The sequence below is a fragment of the Arthrobacter sp. PGP41 genome, assembly GCF_002953935.1.
Classification (GTDB): Bacteria; Actinomycetota; Actinomycetes; order Actinomycetales; family Micrococcaceae; genus Arthrobacter.
Genome location: NZ_CP026514.1, coordinates 3,257,132 through 3,276,365, shown reverse-complemented (window position 1 = coordinate 3,276,365; position 19,234 = coordinate 3,257,132). Strand labels below are relative to the sequence as shown.

Sequence of the window (19,234 nt, the reverse complement as noted above, 5' to 3'; positions counted from 1 at the left end):
TCTGCGCCCACAAATTTCACCGGGCAAATCTCAGCCAGGGCTCAGTTTTCCTCAGCCAGGGCACAGCCAGGACAAAGGAATCAAAAACAGTTGCCGGGAGGGTTTGTCACAGGCGGCAGCGGGACGCATCCTTGGTTCATGGATGCCGAACAGCGGCGCCCCCGCTTCGGGAAAACGCGCACCCGACGCTGGGGGGTGCGCAAGCGGGCAACGGCCACGGCGGTCGCCTTTGTGGCGGCTGCGCTGCTCGTCGGCGGACTGATTCTCCTGCTGCTGCTGCAGAGGGCCCTGGTGGCGTCCGCCGAAAGGCTCACCCGGCTCCAAGCCGAGGACGTGGTGGCCCACATCGCGGAACAGGACCTCGAGGAAGCGGCCAACTATGTCAGGTCGGCGGCGCGCCCGGGCCAGTACATCCAGATCCTGGACCCCAACGGAGCCGTCCTGGCGGCGTCGGTCCCCGCCGCGGCCACCAGGCCCATCACGGCGCTGCGGCCGGAAGCCAAACAAACGCTGTTCGAGCATGTCTCCGTGCAGCAGAGCCTGTTCGACGATGATCTGCTTGTGGCGGCCACGGGCGTTGGCGAGGACGAGAAGGTCTATACCGTAGCCGTTGGCGCCACGGTAACAGCGCAGGCCGAGACTGTGGCCACCGTGGCATGGTTCATCCTTGGCGCCGCGCCACTCCTCCTGGCGGGTGTGGGCTTCGGCGTCTGGATCCTCGTGGGACGGTCGCTGCGCCAGGTTGAGCAGATCCGCGACCAGGTTGCGGGGATTAACGCACGGAGCCTGGACGGCCGGGTGGGGGTGCCCCGGACGTCCGACGAGATCCAGGCCTTGGCGCAGACGATGAACATGATGCTGGACCGGCTGGAAGCCTCGGACCGGGAACAGCGGCGCTTTGTCTCCGATGCGAGCCACGAACTGCGCAGCCCCCTGGCAACCCTCAGCGCCGCAGTGGAGATCGCAGCCGCCGATCCGTCCGGGGCCATGTGGGAGGAGACAAAGGAGGTTGTGGCCGGGGAAACGGCCCGGATGCGCTACCTGGTCCAGGACCTGCTGACCCTGGCCAAGGCCGATGACCAGGGCCTGCGCCTGGAAGCGGCGGACGTGGACCTGGACGATGTCCTCAACGACGAAGTCCGCCGCCTGCGCTGCACCAGCAGGCACAAGATCGAGGCCAGGCTTGAACCGGCCCGGATCACGGGGGATGTCCGGAGCCTCGGCCGGGCCATCCGGAACGTCCTGGATAACGCGGAGAGGTACGCCCGGGCGCGGATCAGAATCCAGGTGCGAAACTCGCCGGACGACGTACTGCTCACCATAGATGACGATGGCCCGCCGGTGCCGGTTGCCGAACGCGAGCGGATCTTTGAACGCTTTGTCCGGCTTGACGAAAGCCGGTCGCGCGAAAGCGGCGGCAGCGGCCTGGGCCTGGCCATCACGTCCGCAATAGTCAGTGCCCACGGCGGCCGGATCCTGTGCACGGAAGCCCCCGACGGCGGCTGCCGGTTCGAGCTGGCATTTCCCGCCCAGGCCACCCAGGTTCAGTCCGCCGAGGAGGCCCTGGTCCAGCCTTTCACGCCCCTGAAGGCGCCGGGAAAACCGCTGCGGCAGGGCGGTCGGGGGTGAGCATGTACCCCATTCCCCGGATGGTGGTCAGGGTGTGCAGCCCGAAAGGCGTATCGATTTTCCGCCTCAGGTAGCCCATGTACACCTCGACGACGTTGCCGCCTCCCTCGAAGTCGGAACCCCAGACGTTGCGGAGGATTTCGGATTTGGAGACCACCTGATCGTGCCTGCGCATCAGGTAGTACAGCAGCGCGTATTCCTTGGCGGTGAGTCCGATGGGGGTGTCTCCGCGGTGGACACTGCGGCTTACGGAATCCAGGTTCAGGCTGCCGAGGGCGATGACCACAGGCCGCTCGGGGGCGCCCCGGCGTGCCAGGGCCCGGATGCGCGCCACCAGCACCAGGAAGCTGAAGGGCTTGGTAAGGTAGTCGTCCGCGCCAAGATCGAAGGCGTCGGTCTGGTCGTACTCACCGTCTTTTGCGGTCAGCATCAGGACCGGCGTCCAGATCCGGTGCTCCCGGATTCCCCTAAGTACGTCGTAGCCGTTCTTCAGGGGCAGCATCAGGTCCAGCAGGATCACGTCATAGGGGTTCTCCACCGCAGCCCGCAGGCCGCTGACGCCGTCGTGGGCCAGGTCCACGACGAACCCCTCATTGCGCAGCCCGCGGCGAACCGTTTCGGCCAGCACCACTTCGTCGTCGACGACCAGAACCCTCATGACCGCGCCTCCCGGTTCATACCGACAGTATCCCTGACCCCGGCTGGGCAGCACCACACCCAGCAAGCCGCCAGCCGATGGAAGTCCCGGCGCCGCCGTGGGGGGACAGGCGGCGCCGGGACGCGGGATACCTGGCGGCGCCCACTTCAAAACGACGCCAGGAGACAGATGGGCCGGGTCGAAGAGCACCAATGTGGTCGAAATCCCCGGCCAAGCACCAGCAAGTATTCCCGGGCTGTATCAAAAAAGGGGCCGGAAATTCCTCAAGAAACAGTCAACATTCACTCAGTCGGGGTCAGAGGCGACCGTCAGCGCCCTGGTGAGTCCCGCCGTCGTGCGGCAAATGCGAACAGTGAGGTGGTGGCGACGGTGGCCAGGTACCCGGCGATCACGATCAGCGCGATCCCCGCCCAGAAATAGTTCGTGGTGCTGGCCTCCTGCCAAGGGCCGGGCGCGATGCGGGCCAGCGAGTACAGCGCCACGGCCGCGGATACCAGCCCGATCGCAACCGGCAGCGTCAGCCAGAGCCGTGCCGAGCCGATGTGCCTGCCGAACCCGTCCCACTCATTCCAGGACCCGCGCCGGATGATGAGCCAGCCCGCCGGAATCATAAACGCGCCCACCAGCAGGAACGCCGCCACCACATCCGCAGGCCGGTGCCACTGGTTGATCAGTGTGGAGACCCCGGACGCAATGGCGAACGTGCCGCCCACGAAGCCGGCCATCGGGCGCCACCGGGGGGAGGCCATCAGGAAGACCGCGGCCGCAGCCGATGCCGCCAGCGTGGTGTGCCCGGACGGCAGCGAGTTCAGCTCCAGAGTCACCACACCCTTGTCCGGGCGGGCCGGGAGCAGGTCCTTCAGCACCTGGGTGGCGATGTTTGCCCCGACGCACGCGGCCACGGCGATCCCGGCCTCCGTCCAGTGCTTCCGGATCACCGTGACAAACAACACCACGACGGCGGCCATCACCAGTGAGATGGTTGGCAGCAGGTCCAGGAACCTTGTGCTCGCCTTGCCCGCCGGTCCGTGGATGCCCACGGCCTCCACCAGCGCCGACTCATCAATGAACTGGCCGGTGGTGGTCTGCACGAAGTAGTAGTAGGTGGCGATGAGTCCGGCCACGCAGGCCAGGGTGGCAAACACGAACAGGAAGCCCGACCCCGGTGCGGGTCGGGCTGCTGTCCTGCTGGGTGTCTGCCGTTGGTAAGTCATCGGTTTAAGGGTGTCACAGAAAGCTGGGAGCCCGCTTCACCCAACTAGGTAGCGCCAAGTGTCGTTTTGGAGGCTCATAACGACACTTGGCGCTACCTAGTTGGGCCGGGGCGGGCTGGCCGGGGCGAGGCTGGGGAAGCTGGCCGCTGCAATCAACAGCGCGAGGGCCCCGAGTCCGAAGGGCAGGGCGGTCAGCGTGGCCACGCCGCCTACCAGCAGCGGCCCGCCGGCGTCGCCGAGTTCGCGCCCCAGTTCGGCAGAGCCCATGGTGCGGCCCATGCGCTCGGGCGGGGTGGTGTCCGCGAGGTGCGCGAAAGCCAGCGGGGTTGCCGCGCCCACGCCGACTCCGATTGCTGCAGCGGCAAGGAAGATGGTGACCGGGCCCGGGGCGGCCGCGAGCACGCCGACGCCTGCCGCGATGAGGAGGAGTCCCGCCGTCGTGCCCTTGTTGTCCGTGATGCGGTTCCGGTCCCGCAGCCGGCCGATCCGCGGCTGGGTCAGGACGGAGCCGAGCGCCAGGAGGCTGACCGCGGCGGTGCCGGCGACGGCGTCCAGGCCGTGCCTCGTGGCCAGCGCGGGGAGGAATCCGACGGCGGCTCCGAGCGCCGCCGTCGATGCCGCCAGGACCAGCGTGGGCACGAGGAAGCGCCGCTCGCCAACCTGCCGTGCGAGGTCCAGCACGGTGTAGCGCTGGCGGGGGAGGGGTTCCAAGTGCGGCACAGCCAGCAGGACCCACGCTGCCGTGGCTGCCGCGAGGACGGACAGGGTGCCGAAAAGCAGGGCGAAGCCGCCGGCCCAGATCAGGCCCGCGCCCAGCAGCGGCCCGATGATGTAGCCCAGGCTTTTCCATGACCCGTACCTGCCGAAATACGTGCCCGCATTCCCGCCGCGTGCCAGCCGGGCCACCATGGCGGAGGATGCCGGCGAGAACGCGGATGCCGCTGCGCCCTGGCCGAGCCGCGCCAGGGCCAGCATCAGCGGGTCCGCCGCCCAGAGCCCGATCAGGGACAGTGCGGCAAAAGCGAGCAGCCCGCCGACGATGACGGGTTTGGCGCCGATCCTGTCGCTCAGGGCGCCGAAGACCGGCTTGAGGAAGACCTCGGAAACGTCGTACAGGGCGAGGAGGATGCCCAAGTTAAGCAGCGTCAGGCCGATGTTCCCGCTTTGCGCGCCCAGGCCCGCCGCGATGCTGTGGGCACCGAATGCCGTCACGAACCCGGCGGCGTAGAGGGGCGCGGAGACGCTGGCGGCCTTGGCTGCAGCGGTGCGGGCGGCAGTCACGAGTGCACCTCGCCGTAGACGAGGGCGGCAAAACCGTCCAGGGCGGCGGCGCAGTCACCGAGCTTCCGCTCGGCACCCGCCGAAGCCGGGCTGCCGAAGACGTCCTTGGTCCGGAGGGCGCGGAACCAGCGGCGCAGCCGGTCCAGGCTCTGCTCCTCCTCCTCAAGCTCGGCCAGCGTGAATTTCCGCTTGGCGATTTCCTTCGCGATTTCGTCGGTGAACTTGCCGCAGTCGGCAACGAATTCCGCCCACTCCTCCGCGCGTGCAGCAGTGAAGAGTTCACGCAGCCTGGCGGCGTCGTCGTCGGCCGGCGCGGTGGTGAGCAGGAGCACTTCGCCGTTTCCGGCGCCGGCCAGCTCCTTGGCCTTCTTCGCACCCTCGCGGCAGGCCGGCACGTCGGGCGCCGTCCAGGCGCCCTGCCCGACGGGGACCGCGCCGAAGCGCCGGAGCTCACGCCAGACCGCCACCCGGTGCCGCGAAGGCTCCGAGGGCACCTGCACGAGCATCACCAGCCAGGGCACCTGTTCAAGGGAAGTCACACCATGAAGTGTAACAACTGTTACAGGATCAGGAGTGCGGGTTGCCTCCCTCCCAAGTAGGTAGCGCCAAGTGTCGTTTTGACCCTCCAGAACGACACTTAGCGCTACCTAGTTGGGAGTGCGGGTGGGAGGTCAGCCCAGCGCAGCCGCCAGCTCCTCGATGATCTCGAACTGCTCGCGCACGCCGCCCTCCATGCCGGACTTCGCGATCCTGTCCCGGACTTCCTTGCTGCCGGCGTTGGTGCGGATGCGCACCACGGTGGCGCCGCCGTCGGCCTCCTCGAAGGTGACCGTGTTGACCACCGCACCCTCCTCACTGTCCGGCAGCGCGCCCGGGGTCTCCATCACCTCGGTGTGGACGATCCGCTCGTTCGGGACGATCTCCCGGTACGTCCCGTGGAAGGCCACCTCGAATTCCCCGTGCGCCACCATGACGTACCGCCAGGCCCCGCCTACCCTGAAGTCCATGTCCGCCACCGTCATTTCGCCGCGCCGGCCCGGCCACCACCTCCTGACCAATTCCGACGTGGTCCAGGCCCTGTAGACGAGATGCCGTGGTGCGTTGACCGTGCGCGTGATGAGGATTTCCTCGTCGGTGGGAAAGCTGATGTCCAAGGTGTTTGTTGGTGCCATTGCCCTGCTCCCTAATCTTGCGTGTCTTCCTGTTGAAGGTCCCCAAGAACGTCTTCGAGCAGCTCGAAGCGCTCGTTCCAGAGGTGCTGGTAACCCGAAACCCAGTCGTGGATTGGCCTCAGTGCCTGCGGGTCCAGCCGGTACAGCCGCTGCCGCCCTTCGTCGCGGACCACGACGGCGCCCACTTCGCGCAGGACCCGCAGGTGCCGGGACACGTGCGGCTGGGCCAGGCCGAGCAGGTCAACAAGCTCGCCGACCGGCCGTTCGCCGCCGGCCAGGGCGTCCAGGATTTCGCGCCGGCGGGGTTCCGCCACCGCGTTGAACGCATCCGCCGTTGTTGCCGCCCGTGCCATGCCGTAATTATATATCCATATGGATATGCATTGCTAGGCTGCCCGGCACCCGCGGACCGACTTTCGGCCCTTCACAAACGGGTGAATCTGAGTAGTGTCCGGAATATGGAGTCCATCATCCAGACTGTTGAATTGCACAAGCATTTTGGCCGGGTGCGGGCCCTCGACGGACTCGATCTGGAGGTCCAGCGCGGCGAGATCCACGGGTTCCTTGGCCCCAACGGTGCGGGCAAGTCAACCACCCTCCGCGTCCTGCTGGGCCTGGCCAAGGCCACGTCCGGCACCGCTACCGTCCTGGGCCTCGATCCGTGGACACAGTCGGTAGAGCTGCACCGCCGCCTCGCGTACGTTCCCGGCGACATTCGGCTCTGGCCCAACCTGTCGGGCGGCGAGACCATCGACCTCCTCTCACGCCTCCGCGGCGGCACCACCGACGCCCGCGGCTACCGGCAGCGCAAGGACCGCCTTTGTGAAGCTCTCGACTTCGATCCCGGCAAGAAGGGCCGCGCCTACTCCAAGGGCAACCGGCAGAAGGTTGCACTGATTGCTGCCCTGGCCACGGACGCCGAGCTGTACCTCCTCGACGAGCCCACGAGCGGCCTTGACCCGCTCATGGAGGCCGTTTTCCGGCGGGAGGTACTGGCCGCCGTCGACCGCGGAGCGACAGTGCTGCTGTCCAGCCATATCCTGTCCGAGGTGGAAGTGCTTTGCCGCCGCGTCAGCATCATCCGCTCCGGCAGGGTGGTGGACGGCGGGACGCTGGAGTCGCTGCGCCACCTGACCCGGTCCGAGGTTTCCTTCGCCGCGGACGGCGTGGACACCGGTTCCTTGGCCCAGCTGGGCGTTGTCCATGACCTGACGGCCGACGGCGGCAGGGTTAAGTTTGGTGCCGATTCCGACCGGATCGCCGAGGTGCTTCCGCTCCTTGGCGCACTGGGGGTCCAGGGGCTGATCATCACGCCGCCGTCCCTGGAGGAGCTGTTCCTGCGCCACTATGGTGACACCTCGGTGGGGGCCGGCGGGGAGGGAGTTGAAGCACGGGGAGAGCACCCTGAGCACGCCCGGCGGCGGCACCTGCTTGGCGAGAGGGGCCGTGGCTGACATGCGCGAACTCCGGATCCTGTGGGGCCAGCGGCTGCGGCGTGACCGCTGGCAGCTGGTCACCTGGGTGCTGGGCATGGGCGCCCTCACGCTGTTCGCTGCTTCCGCCATCCAACAGACCTACGGCGAGGAGTCCAGCCGGGCGGAGATCCTCCAGGTGGCCATCGCCACCCCGGCCATTCTCATGCTCCGCGGCCTGCCGCGCGACGCAAGCCTTGGCGGCTTCATGTTCTTCCTGATCTACGCCTTCCTGGCGCTGCTGGCAGGCCTGATGAGCACCTTCCTGGCCGTGCGCCACTCGCGGGCCGATGAGGAGACCGGGAGCGCCGAGCTGATCGCAGCCACCCCGGCCGGTCGCCTGACCCCTGCCGTGGCCACGGTCATGCATGGCATCAGCGCCAATGTCCTGGTCGCGCTCGCGGTGTTCGGCGGATTCTTGGCGGCGGGGCTGGATCGTGACGGTTCGTTGCTGGCGGGAGCCTCCGTAGGCGCCGTCGGGCTCGCGTTTTTGGGCGTGGGGCTCTTCGTCGCCCAGCTGATGGGGACCTCCCGCGGCGCAAACGGCTACGCGGCTTCCTTGGTTGTGCTGGCCTACCTCCTGCGGGGCATCGGCGATGCCGGCGGCACGCCGAGCGCCGACGGGCTCCCCATGACCGCCGGAACGGCCAGCTGGTTCTCCCCGATCGGATGGGGCCAGCAGACGTTCGCCTTCACCGGCGGCCGCTGGTGGCCGCTGCTCCTGCCGCTGGGGCTGGCCGTCTTCTCCGGTGGCGTGGCGTGGGTCCTCCTGGAACGGCGGGACAGCGGCGCGAGCGTGTTTGGTGCGCTGCCCGGCCGGATGGCGGCCCGGCCCGGCCTGCGCAGCCCCACCGCCCTTGCCCTCCGGCTGCAGGCTGGCTCGATCACCGGCTGGGGCGTCGGCGGGCTGACCATGGGGCTGCTGGCCGGTTCGCTGGGCAGGGCGATTGCGTCAACGGAGACCGCCGGCAGCAACATCACTGTTGCGCTGCGCGCCATCCTCCAAACCCAGGGTGTGTCACTGACCCAGCTGATGATCTCGGCGATGTTCTCGATCGCCGGCATCCTGGCCGCCGCCTGCGGGTTGCAGGCGGTCCTGCGACTGAGGCAGGAGGAGGCCGGCGGCACGGCGGAACTCCTGCTCGCCGCCCCCATCAGCCGCGTGCATTGGCTGGCCAGCTACCTCCTGCTGGGCATGGCCTCGGTGGTACTGGTCCTGTCCCTGACAGCCCTCGGTGCCTGGGCTTCCCTGGCCGCGGCCGGCGACACATCCGTGGAAGGGCAGGCCGTATGGGAGACCGCGGCGGCCCAGCTGCCGGCGGCACTGATCTACCTGGCCGTCCCCGCGCTGGTGTTCGTCATCTGGCCGGCCGCGACCATCGCCGGGGGCTGGGCCCTCCTCGGGGCCGGCGTGGTGATGGGCATCTTCGGCGGACTGGTGGGCCTGGACAAGAGCGTCCGCGACCTCTCGCCGTTCACCCACACCCCTGTTCCCAGCGGTTCGACGACGGACTGGAGCGGAGCGTGGTGGATGCTGGCCATCGCCGTGGTCGCGGCCGCCGTGGCCGTGGCAGCGATGCGGCGCCGCGAAACAGGGACGGCCTGACGGCAGGAAAGCTTGTTGACAGCACCGGCGCGCAGCCGCCGGAAGCGCACCTAGACACAGGAGGCCGGCCGTGACCATTATCGACAACGCCGTCTACGTCGACGGGCTGCGGACGGAGGATCCCGCCAGCCTGGACGAGACCTACTTTGTGCTCCGCCAGCGCGAGGGGATGGCGTGGATCGGCCTTTACCGGCCGGACCCCGGGGAACTGCAGTCGGTGGCCGAGGAATTCGACCTCAATGCGCTCGCCGTCGAGGATGCCCTGGCCGGCCACCAGCGAGCCAAACTGGAGCATTACGGCGAATGCGTCTTCCTGGTGCTGCGGCCGGCCCGCTACCTGGACGACGTGGAGAAGGTGGACTTCGGCGAGATCCACGTCTTTGTCGGCGCCGACTATGTGGTGACCGTCCGGCATGCCGAATCCCCGGACCTGGCCAAGGTGCGCCGCCGGATGGAAGCCATGCCGGACTTCCTGGCCCTGGGCCCGGATGCGGTCCTCTACGGCATCCTGGACCAGGTGGTGGACGAGTACGAACCCGTGGCGGCGGGGCTCGAGAACGACATTGACGAGATCGAGGACGACCTCTTCGGGGCGGACCCGGAGGTTTCCCGGCGCATTTACGAGCTTTCCCGCCAGGTCATCATGTTCCAGCGCGCCACCAGCCCGCTGGCAGGGATCCTCCAGGTCCTGATGGCCGGGACGCCGGAGCGGGAGCCCGATCCGGAACTCCAGGACCACTTCCGCGACGTGCTGGACCACGTGCTCCGGCTCAATGAACGCGTGGCATCCTTCCGTGTGCTGCTGCAGAACGCGCTGGCCGTGAACGCCGCGCTGGTGGCCCAGCGGCAGAATGACGAGATGCGCCGCCTCACCGAATCCAGCATTGCCCAGAGCGAGCAGGTCAAGCGGATTTCCTCCTGGGCGGCCATCCTGTTTGCGCCCACGCTGGTGGGAACCATTTATGGCATGAACTTCCGTTCCATGCCGGAGCTCGAGTGGGTGTTTGGCTACCCGTTTGCCCTCGGCCTGATGATTGCCATGGGGCTGGCGCTCTACTGGACCTTCCGCCACAACAGGTGGATCTAGCGCCCGCTTGTACAGTGGGTCCATGCCCACGCCGCTGCCCACCGTGCCCCCTTTAGCGGAACTCCTGGCCGGCGCGCACGTCGTGAGCCTGCCCATGCGGGTCAAGTTCCGCGGCATCATGGAGCGCGAGTCCCTGTTGCTGCACGGCCCCGCCGGCTGGGGCGAGTTCTGCCCGTTCCCCGAGTACGGCGACGCAGAGGCCTCCCGCTGGCTCGCCGCGGCCGTTGAAGCCGGCTGGCAAGGCTTCCCCGCCCCGCTGCGTTCGGTGATCCCCGTCAACGCCACGGTTCCCGCCGTACCTGCGGACCGCGTGCCGGACGTTCTGGCACGCTTCGGCCGGGTGGACGCGGTCAAGGTCAAGGTGGCCGAACAGGGACAAACGCTGGACGACGACGTCGCGCGCCTCGCCGCCGTCCGTTCCGCCCTCCCCGATGCTGCCGTCCGGGTGGACGCCAACGGCGGCTGGGACGTTCCGGCCGCCGTCGAGGCACTCACCCGGCTGGCCGTCGTCGGGCTTGAATACGCCGAGCAGCCGGTGCCCACGATTGAGGGTCTGGCGCAGGTGCGGCGCGCGCTCCGCGGGGCGGGAACGCCGGTGCTGATTGCGGCCGACGAAAGCGTCCGCAAGGAATCCGACCCCCTGCGGGTTGCCCGCGCCGGCGCGGCGGACCTCATCGTGGTCAAGGTGGCACCGCTCGGGGGAGTGCGGCGCGCCCTGGACGTCGTGGCACGGGCCGGGCTGCCCGCCGTCGTCAGTTCCGCGCTGGACACCTCGGTGGGCATCCGCGCCGGACTGGCCCTGGCGGCCGCATTGCCGGAGCTGCCGTATGCGTGCGGTCTGGGGACGGTGTCCCTGTTCGAATCGGACGTCACCACGGATCCGTTAGTGGCCGACGACGGCGCCATCCGCCTGCGTGACGTCGCCGCCGACGCCGGGCTGCTGGAGCGGTACGCGGCTTCCGCGGAACGGCGGGACTGGTGGCTGGACCGGCTCGCCCGCGTCCACGCGCTCCTGGCCGCCCGCTAGCCCACCGCGACGCTCTCTCACTTAACGCGCCTTTCGGGCTGACGCTCTCTCACTTAACGCGCCTTTCGGGCTGACGCTCTCTCACTTAACGCGCCTTTCGGGCTGACGCTCTCGCATGTGCGCAGGTCATCGGGGGTTACCGGCGGGTTTACCTCCGGTTCACCTCGCTGACGGCTGCCCGTAGGAACCGGCTGGCAAGGTGAGGGCACCGCATCGATTTTTTTGGAAGGCAACCATGTCTGAAACTGCCCGCAAGTTCACCCTGCTGCCGATGCTCGGCCACACCAAGGGCAAGCGCAGCGCCGTCACCTGCGCCCTGAAGTGCGACAACGCCTGCGCAGGCGACGTCTGCAACACCAGCTCCAACAGCTACTTCCGCGACATCGCCTCCGCCACCATGTCCCGCCGCGCCGCCCTGGGCTTCGGCGCCGCCGGTGCCCTCGCCGTCGTCCTCGGCAGCGCCGTCACCTCGCCGGACTCCGCACATGCCGCCGGCCTCTCCAAGGCAGCGAAGGAAGGCTTCGGCAAGTCCAAGCTTCAGTTCACCGCCATTCCCTCGATTGATGCGATGGTGGACGCCGTCACCGTGCCGGAAGGCTTCACCTGGAAGCCGGTCATCCGCTGGGGCGACCCCATCTTCAACGACGCGCCGGAGCTGGACCTGAACAACCAGACGGTTGCAGCCCAGGAAAGGCAGTTCGGCTACAACAACGACTACACGGACATCCTTGAGATCCCGGGCAGCAAGGGCCGCCGCGCCGTTCTGTTCTCCAACCACGAGTACACCAACGACGCCATCATGTTCCCTCCCGCCATGCCGGCCGAGCAGCAGCGCAAAGTGGGAGCAGCTGCGCACGGGCTGTCCGTTGTGGAGCTGGAGCGCCACAACAAGAACCAGCCGTGGACCTACGTCAAGGGCGCGGAACTGAACCGCCGCTACCTGAACAGCACGGTCTATGAACTGACCGGCCCTGCTGCAGGATCTGCACTGGTCAAGACCGTCGAGGACAAGGACGGCCGCTTCATCAAGGGCACCCTGGGCAACTGCGCCGGCGGAACCACCCCTTGGGGCACCATCCTCTCCGGTGAGGAAAACTTCCAGGGCTACTTTGTCGGCAACGGCACTTCCGCCGGAGACAAGCGCTACGGCATCACCAGCAAGCCAACCGCCCGCAAGTGGGAACTGGACGAGGACCGCTGGGACACCCGCAAGCCCGGCTACGAGAACGAGGCCAACCGCTTCGGATGGATCGTGGAAGTCGACCCCTTCGATCCCACCTCCACCCCGAAGAAGCATTCCTCCCTGGGCCGCTTCAAGCACGAGGGTGCCAACGTCATCATCGCCGAGTCCGGTCACGTAGTGGCCTACTCCGGCGACGACGAGCGCTTCGACTACCTGTACAAGTTCGTTTCCAAGGACAAGTACATTGAGGGCGACCGCAAACACAACATGACCCTCCTGTCCGCCGGTAACCTGTACGTCGCCAAGTTCACGGGCAACTCACCGGCCGCTGAAATCACCGGCACCGGGGCCGTCCCCTCGGACGGTGCCTTCGACGGCATCGGCCAGTGGCTGCCCCTGGTTGTAGACGGAAAGTCCGCTGTTCCGGGCATGTCCGTCGAAGAGGTCCTGGTGTACACCCGCCTGGCTGCCGACAAGGTTGGCCCCACCAAGATGGACCGCGCCGAGGACGTACAGCCCAGCCTGCACACGGGCAAGGTCTACGTGGCGTGCACCAACAACTCCAACCGCGGCACCGGAACGAACGAAGGCGCCACCGAGGTCAACCCGCGCAACCAGAACCGCGATGGCCACATCGTGGAAATCACCGAGACCGGCGACCAGACCTCCACCACCTTCACCTGGAACCTGCTCATGGTCTGCGGCGATCCCAAGCAGGGCGACGTCACCTACTTCTCCGGCTTCCCGGTGGACCAGGTCTCGCCCATCTCCTGCCCGGACAACCTCGCGTTCGACTCCGTGGGCAACCTCTGGATTTCCACCGACGGCGCCCCCTCCGGCATCGGCCGCGCGGACGGGCTCTTCAAGGTCACCTTGGAAGGAGCCGAGCGCGGGAAGGTGGAGCAGTTCCTGGCTGTTCCGCGCGATGCCGAGACCTGCGGCCCCATCATCCACGATGAGGAGCGCACCGTGTTCGTCGCCGTGCAGCACCCGGGCGAGGACGGCACGTTCGAGAAGCAGGTTTCCTTCTTCCCGGACTACGTCACGGAAGGCACGACGCCGGCTCCCGGCCAGGTACGCGCACCCCGCCCGTCCGTGATCCAGGTGTTCCGCACCGACGCCTGACCCCTCCAGCCCTGCAACGCTCTCGCACTTCCTGCAGGTTTTGGGCCAACGCTCTCTCACTTTTCGCCCCGCCGGGTTCGAAAGGTGGGAGAGCGTTTGGGTTAAAGGCGCATTAAGTGAGAGAGGGTGTGGGGGTGGCAGACTGGTCGGGTGACTTCGCACAACGATGCCGCCCCCGGCACTTCCCAGACAGGTTCACCGGACGCCCCTTCCATCAGCGCCATCGCGGCGGCAAGGATCGCCGTCGGGGTTTTGATCGACGGCGGCGTGCAGTACGTGGTGGTTTCGCCCGGTTCCCGTTCGGCTCCCATGGCATACGCGCTGGCCGAAGCCTCAGCTGAGGGCCGGGTGGAACTGCTGGTGCGCATCGACGAGCGCTCTGCCGGGTTCACGGCCCTGGGCCTGGCACTTGCCACCGGCTCTCCCGCTGCCGTGCTGACGACGTCCGGTACCGCCGTCGGAAACCTGATGCCCGCCGTCATGGAGGCCAACCACGCTGCGGTTCCCTTGGTGGTCCTGTCCGCGGACCGCCCGGATGAGCTCCGCGGCACGGGCGCCAACCAGACAACCGTCCAGCCGGACCTCTTCGGCGATCAGGTGCGCTTCGCCGCCGACATCCCCGCCGGATCGGACCCCGCGCGCGCCATCCGGACCGGCCTGTCCGCCGCCACCGGCGCCTTCCCGGAGCTCCCGCCGGGCCCCGTCCAGCTGAATCTCGCCTTCCGCGATCCGCTGGTTCCCTCGCCGGAAGAGGCGCTCCCGCCGGCGGCCGAGCGGCAGCGCTACCGGATCGGCACCGAGCCCCTCATTATGAACCTGCCGCCGGCGTCAGCGGGGCTGCCCGAGCGGCGGACGGTGGTCCTGGCAGGGCACGACGCCGGACCCGTCGCCGAGGCGTTTGCCCGCGCCCACGGCCTGCCGCTGCTGGCGGAGCCGTCATCGAATGCCCGCTTCGGCCCGAACGCCGCGGGGCCGTACCGGCTTCTGCTGGAGCACTTCGGATCAGGGTCCGCGATGCCGATTGAGCGCGTGGTGCTGTTTGGCCGCCCCACGCTGTCCCGCCCGGTGGCAGCCCTTCTGGCCCGCGCGGAAGTTCCGTCCGCCCTGTACCAGCCGCTTCCCGTGGCCTGGTTCGAGCCGGGCCGCCGCACCGAGCTGCCGCTGGAGAACCTTGCAGACCTGGCGGAATTCGCGGGCCGCGGGGCACCGGAATGGCTGGATACCTGGCTCCTCGCCAGCTCGGCAGCGCAGCATGCCCTGGACGGAATACTTTCAGCTGACGCCGCCGCCACCGGCCTGTCCGTGGGATCGCTGGTCTGGAAGCACAGCGGCGGCCAACTGCTGCTGGGATCTTCCAATGGAATCAGGGACGTGGACCTGGCCGGGCTGCCCGCTCCCGAACCGGCCGCCACGGTGTATGCCAACCGCGGGCTGTCAGGCATTGACGGCACCATCTCCACAGCCACCGGCGTAGCGCTTGGCGGCCGGCAGGAAACAACCGTCCTGCTGGGGGACATCACCTTCCTTCACGACGCCGGAGGGCTGTTCCTCGGCTCCGGGGAGGAACAGCCGCAGCTCCGGATCGTGGTCCTCAACGACTCCGGCGGTGCCATCTTCGACCTGCTGGAGCACGGTGCGGTGCGCGAGGCCGGAACCTACGGGGACGCCGTCGAACGCCTCTTCGGCACCCCGCACACAGTGGACCTTTCGGCACTCGCCGCAGCGTACGGCGTCGGGCATTCAGTGGTGGGTACGACGGCGGGACTCGCCGAGGCGCTTGCCCGGCCGATCGAAGGCCGCACCATAGTGGAGGTCCGGACGGACCGGCACGGCCTGCGCGGCCTGCACGCACGGATCAGGGAAGCCGTGGCCGCGGCGGTAGCGGGAGTACTGGCCCGCTGACGGCGGCCGGATTGGATCTGCGCTACCCGTTCCGACATCGGCCACCGGGATCCCGGGAGCCGTCATCCGAATCGGGCGCACCACCTTAATCCACATACACGTGATCGGGCATTACGGCGGCGTGTAAGCCCCGCAACCATGGCTGGATGGACACCAATGCACTCATACTCAGCAGCGATTATGCCCGCCTTGGCAAAGACTCCCGGGAACTTGCGCGGAAGTGCGCAGCAGGGGAGCTGCGCCGGATCAGGCATGGCGTCTATGTTTCCGAGGCTGTCTGGAGGGACCTCAAGCCATGGGACCGGTATCCGCTGCTGATCCTGGCGACGGCCACCACACTGAGGACGCGGAGCGTTTTTTGCCTGGAATCGGCGGCGGCCCTTTGGCGCATCCCGCTCCTGGGGGCACAGAAGGTGGTCCATGCCTGCACCGACGATCCGGCTGGTGGCCGGTCGAAGCCAGGGATCAGCCGCCACCGCATCAGCGCGAGTGGTTCGGAGATCTGCGAGCGGACAGGGCTCCTGGTGACTTCAAGGGAACGTACTGTCCTGGATTTGGGCGCTCTCCGGCCGTTTGAGCACGCCGTGATTGCGTTCGACCACGTACTCAAGCCGGACGCCGTTACGGGCCTGCCACCCCTGGACAAAGACTCTTTGAAGCTGATGGCAAGCGAACGATACAGTGCGGCCGCGGCCAGGCGAATCGGTACCGCACTGGACTTCGCCGACCCGAATTCCGGATCACCGGGTGAATCCTTGAGTCGCGCCTACATGTTCCTCGGGGGATTTCCCATCCCCTTGCTTCAGCGCGGGGTGGTGGACAGGAAAGGCTTTGTGGCCTACCTCGACTTCGAATGGGGCGCCGAAAGGATAGCAGGCGAGTTTGATGGCCTCGTCAAGTACCAGAAACCGGAGTTTCTGCGCGGCCGCACTCCCTCCGAGGTGGTGATTGCCGAGAAGAAGAGGGAGGACCGGATCCGCGCAACTGGACGGAGGGTTGTCCGGTGGACATGGGCTGAGTTGCGGGATGCGGAGACTTTTGCCGCCTTCCTCATCGCCGAGGGGGTGCCCAGGCTACCGCTTCGCGCCACCATTCCGGGTGTCCGCGCCCGAAAAGGACAGCCGCCATCCGGGGCCGGATAGCGGCTGTCCTTTGGGGGCGCGAAACGCGCTACTCCTCGAGGCCGATATGCGTCGGATCGAGGACGCGGCGCAGGAACTCCTTGGTGCGGGGCTGGGTGGGGGCGGAAATGACATGCTCGGCCGCGCCTTCCTCCACCACAACGCCGCCGTCCATGAACACCACGCGGTCCGCCACCTCGCGTGCGAAGCCCATTTCGTGGGTCACCACCAGCATGGTCATGCCTTCCTTCGCGAGGTTCCGCATGACGGAGAGGACATCGCCCACGGTCTCAGGGTCCAGCGCGGAGGTGGGCTCGTCGAAGAGCATCAGCTCCGGGTCCATGCTGAGCGCCCGGGCAATAGCCACACGCTGCTGCTGGCCGCCGGAGAGCTGGTCAGGGAAACGGTCCGCGAGGTGTCCCAGGCCTACGCGCTCAAGGTTGTGCATGGACACCTTGTCCGCCTCGGCCTGGGAGCGCTTGAGGACCTTCGTTTGTGCGATGGAGCAGTTGCGCTTGGCGTCCAGGTGCGGAAAAAGGTTGAACTGCTGGAACACCATGCCCACTTTGCGGCGCATTTTGTCGATGTCCACATCCGGGTCCGTGGCCTCGTAGCCGCCCACGTGGATGCTGCCCTGGTTGGGCTGTTCCAGCAGGTTCACGCAGCGGAGCAGGGTGGACTTGCCGGAGCCGGAGGGCCCGATCAGGCACACCACTTCGCCCGGCGCCACATTCAGGCTGATGCCCTTGAGGACCTCGTTGGAGCCGTAGGCCTTGCGCAGGTCCTTGATGGAGACGCCGGCGGCGTGGATGGTGCCGGCGGAGGAATTTACGACGTCGTTCATGGTCTTCCCTGCCTATCGATTGTTCCGCGCGGTGCGGCTTTCGAACTTCCGGGCCAGGAAGCTCAGGGGGATGGTGATCACCAGGTAGAAGGCGCCGGCCACCAGGAGCGGCGTCAGGCCCGCACCGAGGCTCGAGATGCCGTCGCGGCCGAATTTGGTGAGCTCGTACTGGGATGCGGTGAGGCCCAGGACGTAGATCAGGGAGGAGTCCTTGGTGAGCAGGATGACCTCGTTGGTCAGCGGCGGCAGGACAATCTTGAAGGCCTGCGGGATGACGATGGTGACCATGGCCCGCCACTGGGGCATGCCCAACGACCGGGCCGCTTCCATCTGGCCCTTCGGTACGGCCTGGAGGCCGGCGCGGAGGGTTTCGGCGATGTACGCCGCGGCAACCATGCCCAGGGAAACCATCACGATCACGGTGACGTTCCACTGGACGCCAAAGGCCAAGGGAACGCCATAGCCGAAGGCGATGAACACCAGCAGGGCGGGAACGCCGCGGAAGAACTCAATGTAGCCGGTGGCGATCCACCGGTAGAGAGGGAAGCTGGAGAGCTTCATCAGGGCCAGCAGCAGGCCGCCGGAGAGGCCCACGATGAAGCCGAGGACCGTATAGATCAGGGTGTTTTTCAGGCCCACCAGGAAGATACCCGGGAACATCGGTCCGATCTTGCCAAAGTTGAAGACGCTGTTGCCGATGGTCTTCCAGTCGGTGGCCAGGATCAGCGCGGCGACGGCCACAACAAAGATTCCGGCCTGGACATACAGGCTTACTCTGGCGCGTTGACGTGCGGTCATTGCCATGGGGTGCTCACATTCGTTTGCGTGGCAGGGGCCCCGGACGGACTGCGGTGCAGCCCGTCCAGGGCCCCTGCTGCGTCATTCTCAGGGCTGTTCAGGCGCCAGGGCTGTATGCGCTGGGGCCCGCTCGTTGCTAGGTGCGGTTCGGGGCTACTTGGCGGTTTCGCCGAACCAGGTGGTTTCGAACTTCTTCAGGCTGCCGTCGTCCGTGAGGCGCTTGAGGGTCGCGTTGACCTTGTCGCCCATGGCGGTGTTGCCCTTCTTATAGGCGATTCCGAGCTTTTCACCGCTCGCGTAGTTCTCCACGCGCTTCCAGTCGGCGTTGTCCTTGATGGCGTAGGCCAGAACCGACTGGTTGCCCAGGGCAGCGTCAATGGTGCCGGCCTGGATGGCCTGCACCAGGAGGCCGGTGTCCTCGAACTGCTGGGCGTCTATCCCCTTCTCTGCCGCGTACTTGGCACCGGTGGTGGCCTGCTGGACTCCCACTTTCTTGCCCTTGGCGCTGTCAATGTTGGTGATGCCGGAGGCCGTGGTTGCCAGGAGCGTCAGGTCGTCGTCCATGTAGGGGGTGGAGAAGTCCATGACCGATTTCCGGACGTCCGTGATGGAGATCGAGGAGATGGACAGATCGCACTGGGTCAGCGCGGTGCCGGTCTCGATTGCCTCGAAGGAGCTGTCCACGATGCTCAGTTCGGCACCGAGGTCCTTGGCCACCTCCTTGGCGATGTCGATGTCGAAGCCGACGGTCTGGCCGTCCTTTTCGAACTCGAACGGCTCGTAGGGGACATCCGAGCAGACCGTGAGCTTGCCGGCGTTGATGAGCTGGATGCCGCCTTCGGAGGCTGCCGGGGTGGAGCTTCCGCCGCCGCATGCCGTGAGGGTGAGGGCGCTGACGACGAAGACTGCTGCTGCCTTGGCGGTCATTTTGGCCGTGGCCAGGGACTTGAGCTGCATGTTTCTTACCTTTTGTTGCGGGGAGTGTGTAGTACTAAATCGATTCATAGTGTAGCGCCAGATCATGAGATGTGCATCACAGGAAACTTAGTTTCACTATTGGATAACTAAATCACAGCGGAAATCAAGCGTGCCGGAGAAGGGGTTGTCTCCGATCC

The 19,234-nt window shown here is 67.2% G+C and carries 17 protein-coding genes; 8 read left to right on the top strand and 9 right to left on the bottom strand.

Annotated elements, in window-relative coordinates; genetic code table 11:
• Positions 1-138 precede the first annotated feature (138 nt).
• The gene (locus C3B78_RS15005; protein WP_104998763.1) at positions 139-1,629 is read left to right on the top strand and encodes a sensor histidine kinase; all 1,491 of its coding nucleotides are present in this window, start codon (positions 139-141) and stop codon (positions 1,627-1,629) included.
• Here C3B78_RS15005 and C3B78_RS15000 read toward each other — a convergent pair.
• The 6 genes from C3B78_RS15000 to C3B78_RS14975 all read right to left on the bottom strand — a co-directional run bounded on the left by C3B78_RS15000 (position 1,577) and on the right by C3B78_RS14975 (position 6,307).
• On the bottom strand, positions 1,577-2,287 hold the full coding sequence (locus C3B78_RS15000) for a response regulator transcription factor (RefSeq protein ID WP_104998762.1): 711 nt from the start codon (positions 2,285-2,287) through the stop codon (positions 1,577-1,579). The two genes, C3B78_RS15005 and C3B78_RS15000, sit on opposite strands and share 53 nt — an antisense overlap.
• Positions 2,288-2,595: 308 nt before the next feature.
• Positions 2,596-3,501 (bottom strand): phosphatase PAP2 family protein, encoded by a 906-nt coding sequence (locus C3B78_RS14995; RefSeq protein WP_104998761.1) that lies wholly within the window; start codon positions 3,499-3,501, stop codon positions 2,596-2,598.
• Between the two features lie 96 nt (positions 3,502-3,597).
• Positions 3,598-4,782: an MFS transporter gene (locus tag C3B78_RS14990; protein WP_104998760.1), complete on the bottom strand. Its 1,185-nt coding sequence runs from the start codon at positions 4,780-4,782 to the stop codon at positions 3,598-3,600.
• Entirely contained in the window at positions 4,779-5,321 is a 543-nt protein-coding gene (locus C3B78_RS14985; RefSeq protein ID WP_234005405.1) for a Chromate resistance protein ChrB, read from the bottom strand. Before C3B78_RS14985 ends, C3B78_RS14990 begins: the two co-directional genes overlap by 4 nt.
• 132 nt (positions 5,322-5,453) lie before the next feature.
• Positions 5,454-5,954: an SRPBCC family protein gene (locus C3B78_RS14980; RefSeq protein ID WP_104998759.1), complete on the bottom strand. Its 501-nt coding sequence runs from the start codon at positions 5,952-5,954 to the stop codon at positions 5,454-5,456.
• 11 nt (positions 5,955-5,965) lie between these two features.
• Positions 5,966-6,307 (bottom strand): ArsR/SmtB family transcription factor, encoded by a 342-nt coding sequence (locus tag C3B78_RS14975; RefSeq protein ID WP_104998758.1) that lies wholly within the window; start codon positions 6,305-6,307, stop codon positions 5,966-5,968.
• A gap of 105 nt (positions 6,308-6,412) precedes the next feature.
• Between C3B78_RS14975 and C3B78_RS14970 the strand changes: the two genes are divergently transcribed.
• From C3B78_RS14970 to C3B78_RS14940, 7 genes are all read left to right on the top strand, one after another.
• Positions 6,413-7,408: an ABC transporter ATP-binding protein gene (locus C3B78_RS14970; protein ID WP_104998757.1), complete on the top strand. Its 996-nt coding sequence runs from the start codon at positions 6,413-6,415 to the stop codon at positions 7,406-7,408.
• Between the two features lies 1 nt (position 7,409).
• Positions 7,410-9,032 (top strand): ABC transporter permease, encoded by a 1,623-nt coding sequence (locus tag C3B78_RS14965; RefSeq protein WP_234005611.1) that lies wholly within the window; start codon positions 7,410-7,412, stop codon positions 9,030-9,032.
• A 70-nt stretch (positions 9,033-9,102) separates the two neighbouring features.
• Positions 9,103-10,119 carry a magnesium and cobalt transport protein CorA gene (locus tag C3B78_RS14960; protein WP_104998756.1) on the top strand — a complete coding sequence of 339 codons (1,017 nt, stop codon included), beginning with the start codon at positions 9,103-9,105 and terminating at the stop codon, positions 10,117-10,119.
• 22 nt (positions 10,120-10,141) lie between these two features.
• Positions 10,142-11,146, top strand: a complete 1,005-nt coding sequence (locus tag C3B78_RS14955) for an o-succinylbenzoate synthase (protein WP_199775262.1) — start codon at positions 10,142-10,144, stop codon at positions 11,144-11,146.
• 235 nt (positions 11,147-11,381) lie between these two features.
• Positions 11,382-13,454, top strand: a complete 2,073-nt coding sequence (locus tag C3B78_RS14950; RefSeq protein ID WP_104998755.1) for a PhoX family protein — start codon at positions 11,382-11,384, stop codon at positions 13,452-13,454.
• A 150-nt stretch (positions 13,455-13,604) separates the two neighbouring features.
• Positions 13,605-15,356, top strand: coding sequence for a 2-succinyl-5-enolpyruvyl-6-hydroxy-3-cyclohexene-1-carboxylic-acid synthase (menD, locus tag C3B78_RS14945; protein ID WP_104998754.1), 1,752 nt, complete (start codon positions 13,605-13,607; stop codon positions 15,354-15,356).
• A gap of 146 nt (positions 15,357-15,502) precedes the next feature.
• Positions 15,503-16,498, top strand: a complete 996-nt coding sequence (locus tag C3B78_RS14940; protein WP_104998753.1) for a type IV toxin-antitoxin system AbiEi family antitoxin domain-containing protein — start codon at positions 15,503-15,505, stop codon at positions 16,496-16,498.
• A gap of 28 nt (positions 16,499-16,526) precedes the next feature.
• Here C3B78_RS14940 and C3B78_RS14935 read toward each other — a convergent pair whose 3' ends face one another.
• The 3 genes from C3B78_RS14935 to C3B78_RS14925 form a co-directional block, all read right to left on the bottom strand.
• Positions 16,527-17,321 carry an amino acid ABC transporter ATP-binding protein gene (locus C3B78_RS14935; protein ID WP_104998752.1) on the bottom strand — a complete coding sequence of 265 codons (795 nt, stop codon included), beginning with the start codon at positions 17,319-17,321 and terminating at the stop codon, positions 16,527-16,529.
• Positions 17,322-17,333: 12 nt separating this feature from the next.
• Positions 17,334-18,125, bottom strand: a complete 792-nt coding sequence (locus C3B78_RS14930) for an amino acid ABC transporter permease (protein WP_104998751.1) — start codon at positions 18,123-18,125, stop codon at positions 17,334-17,336.
• Positions 18,126-18,272: 147 nt separating this feature from the next.
• Complete coding sequence (locus tag C3B78_RS14925; protein ID WP_104998750.1) at positions 18,273-19,076, bottom strand: ABC transporter substrate-binding protein; 804 nt, start codon at positions 19,074-19,076, stop codon at positions 18,273-18,275.
• Between the last annotated feature and the right edge of the window lie 158 nt (positions 19,077-19,234).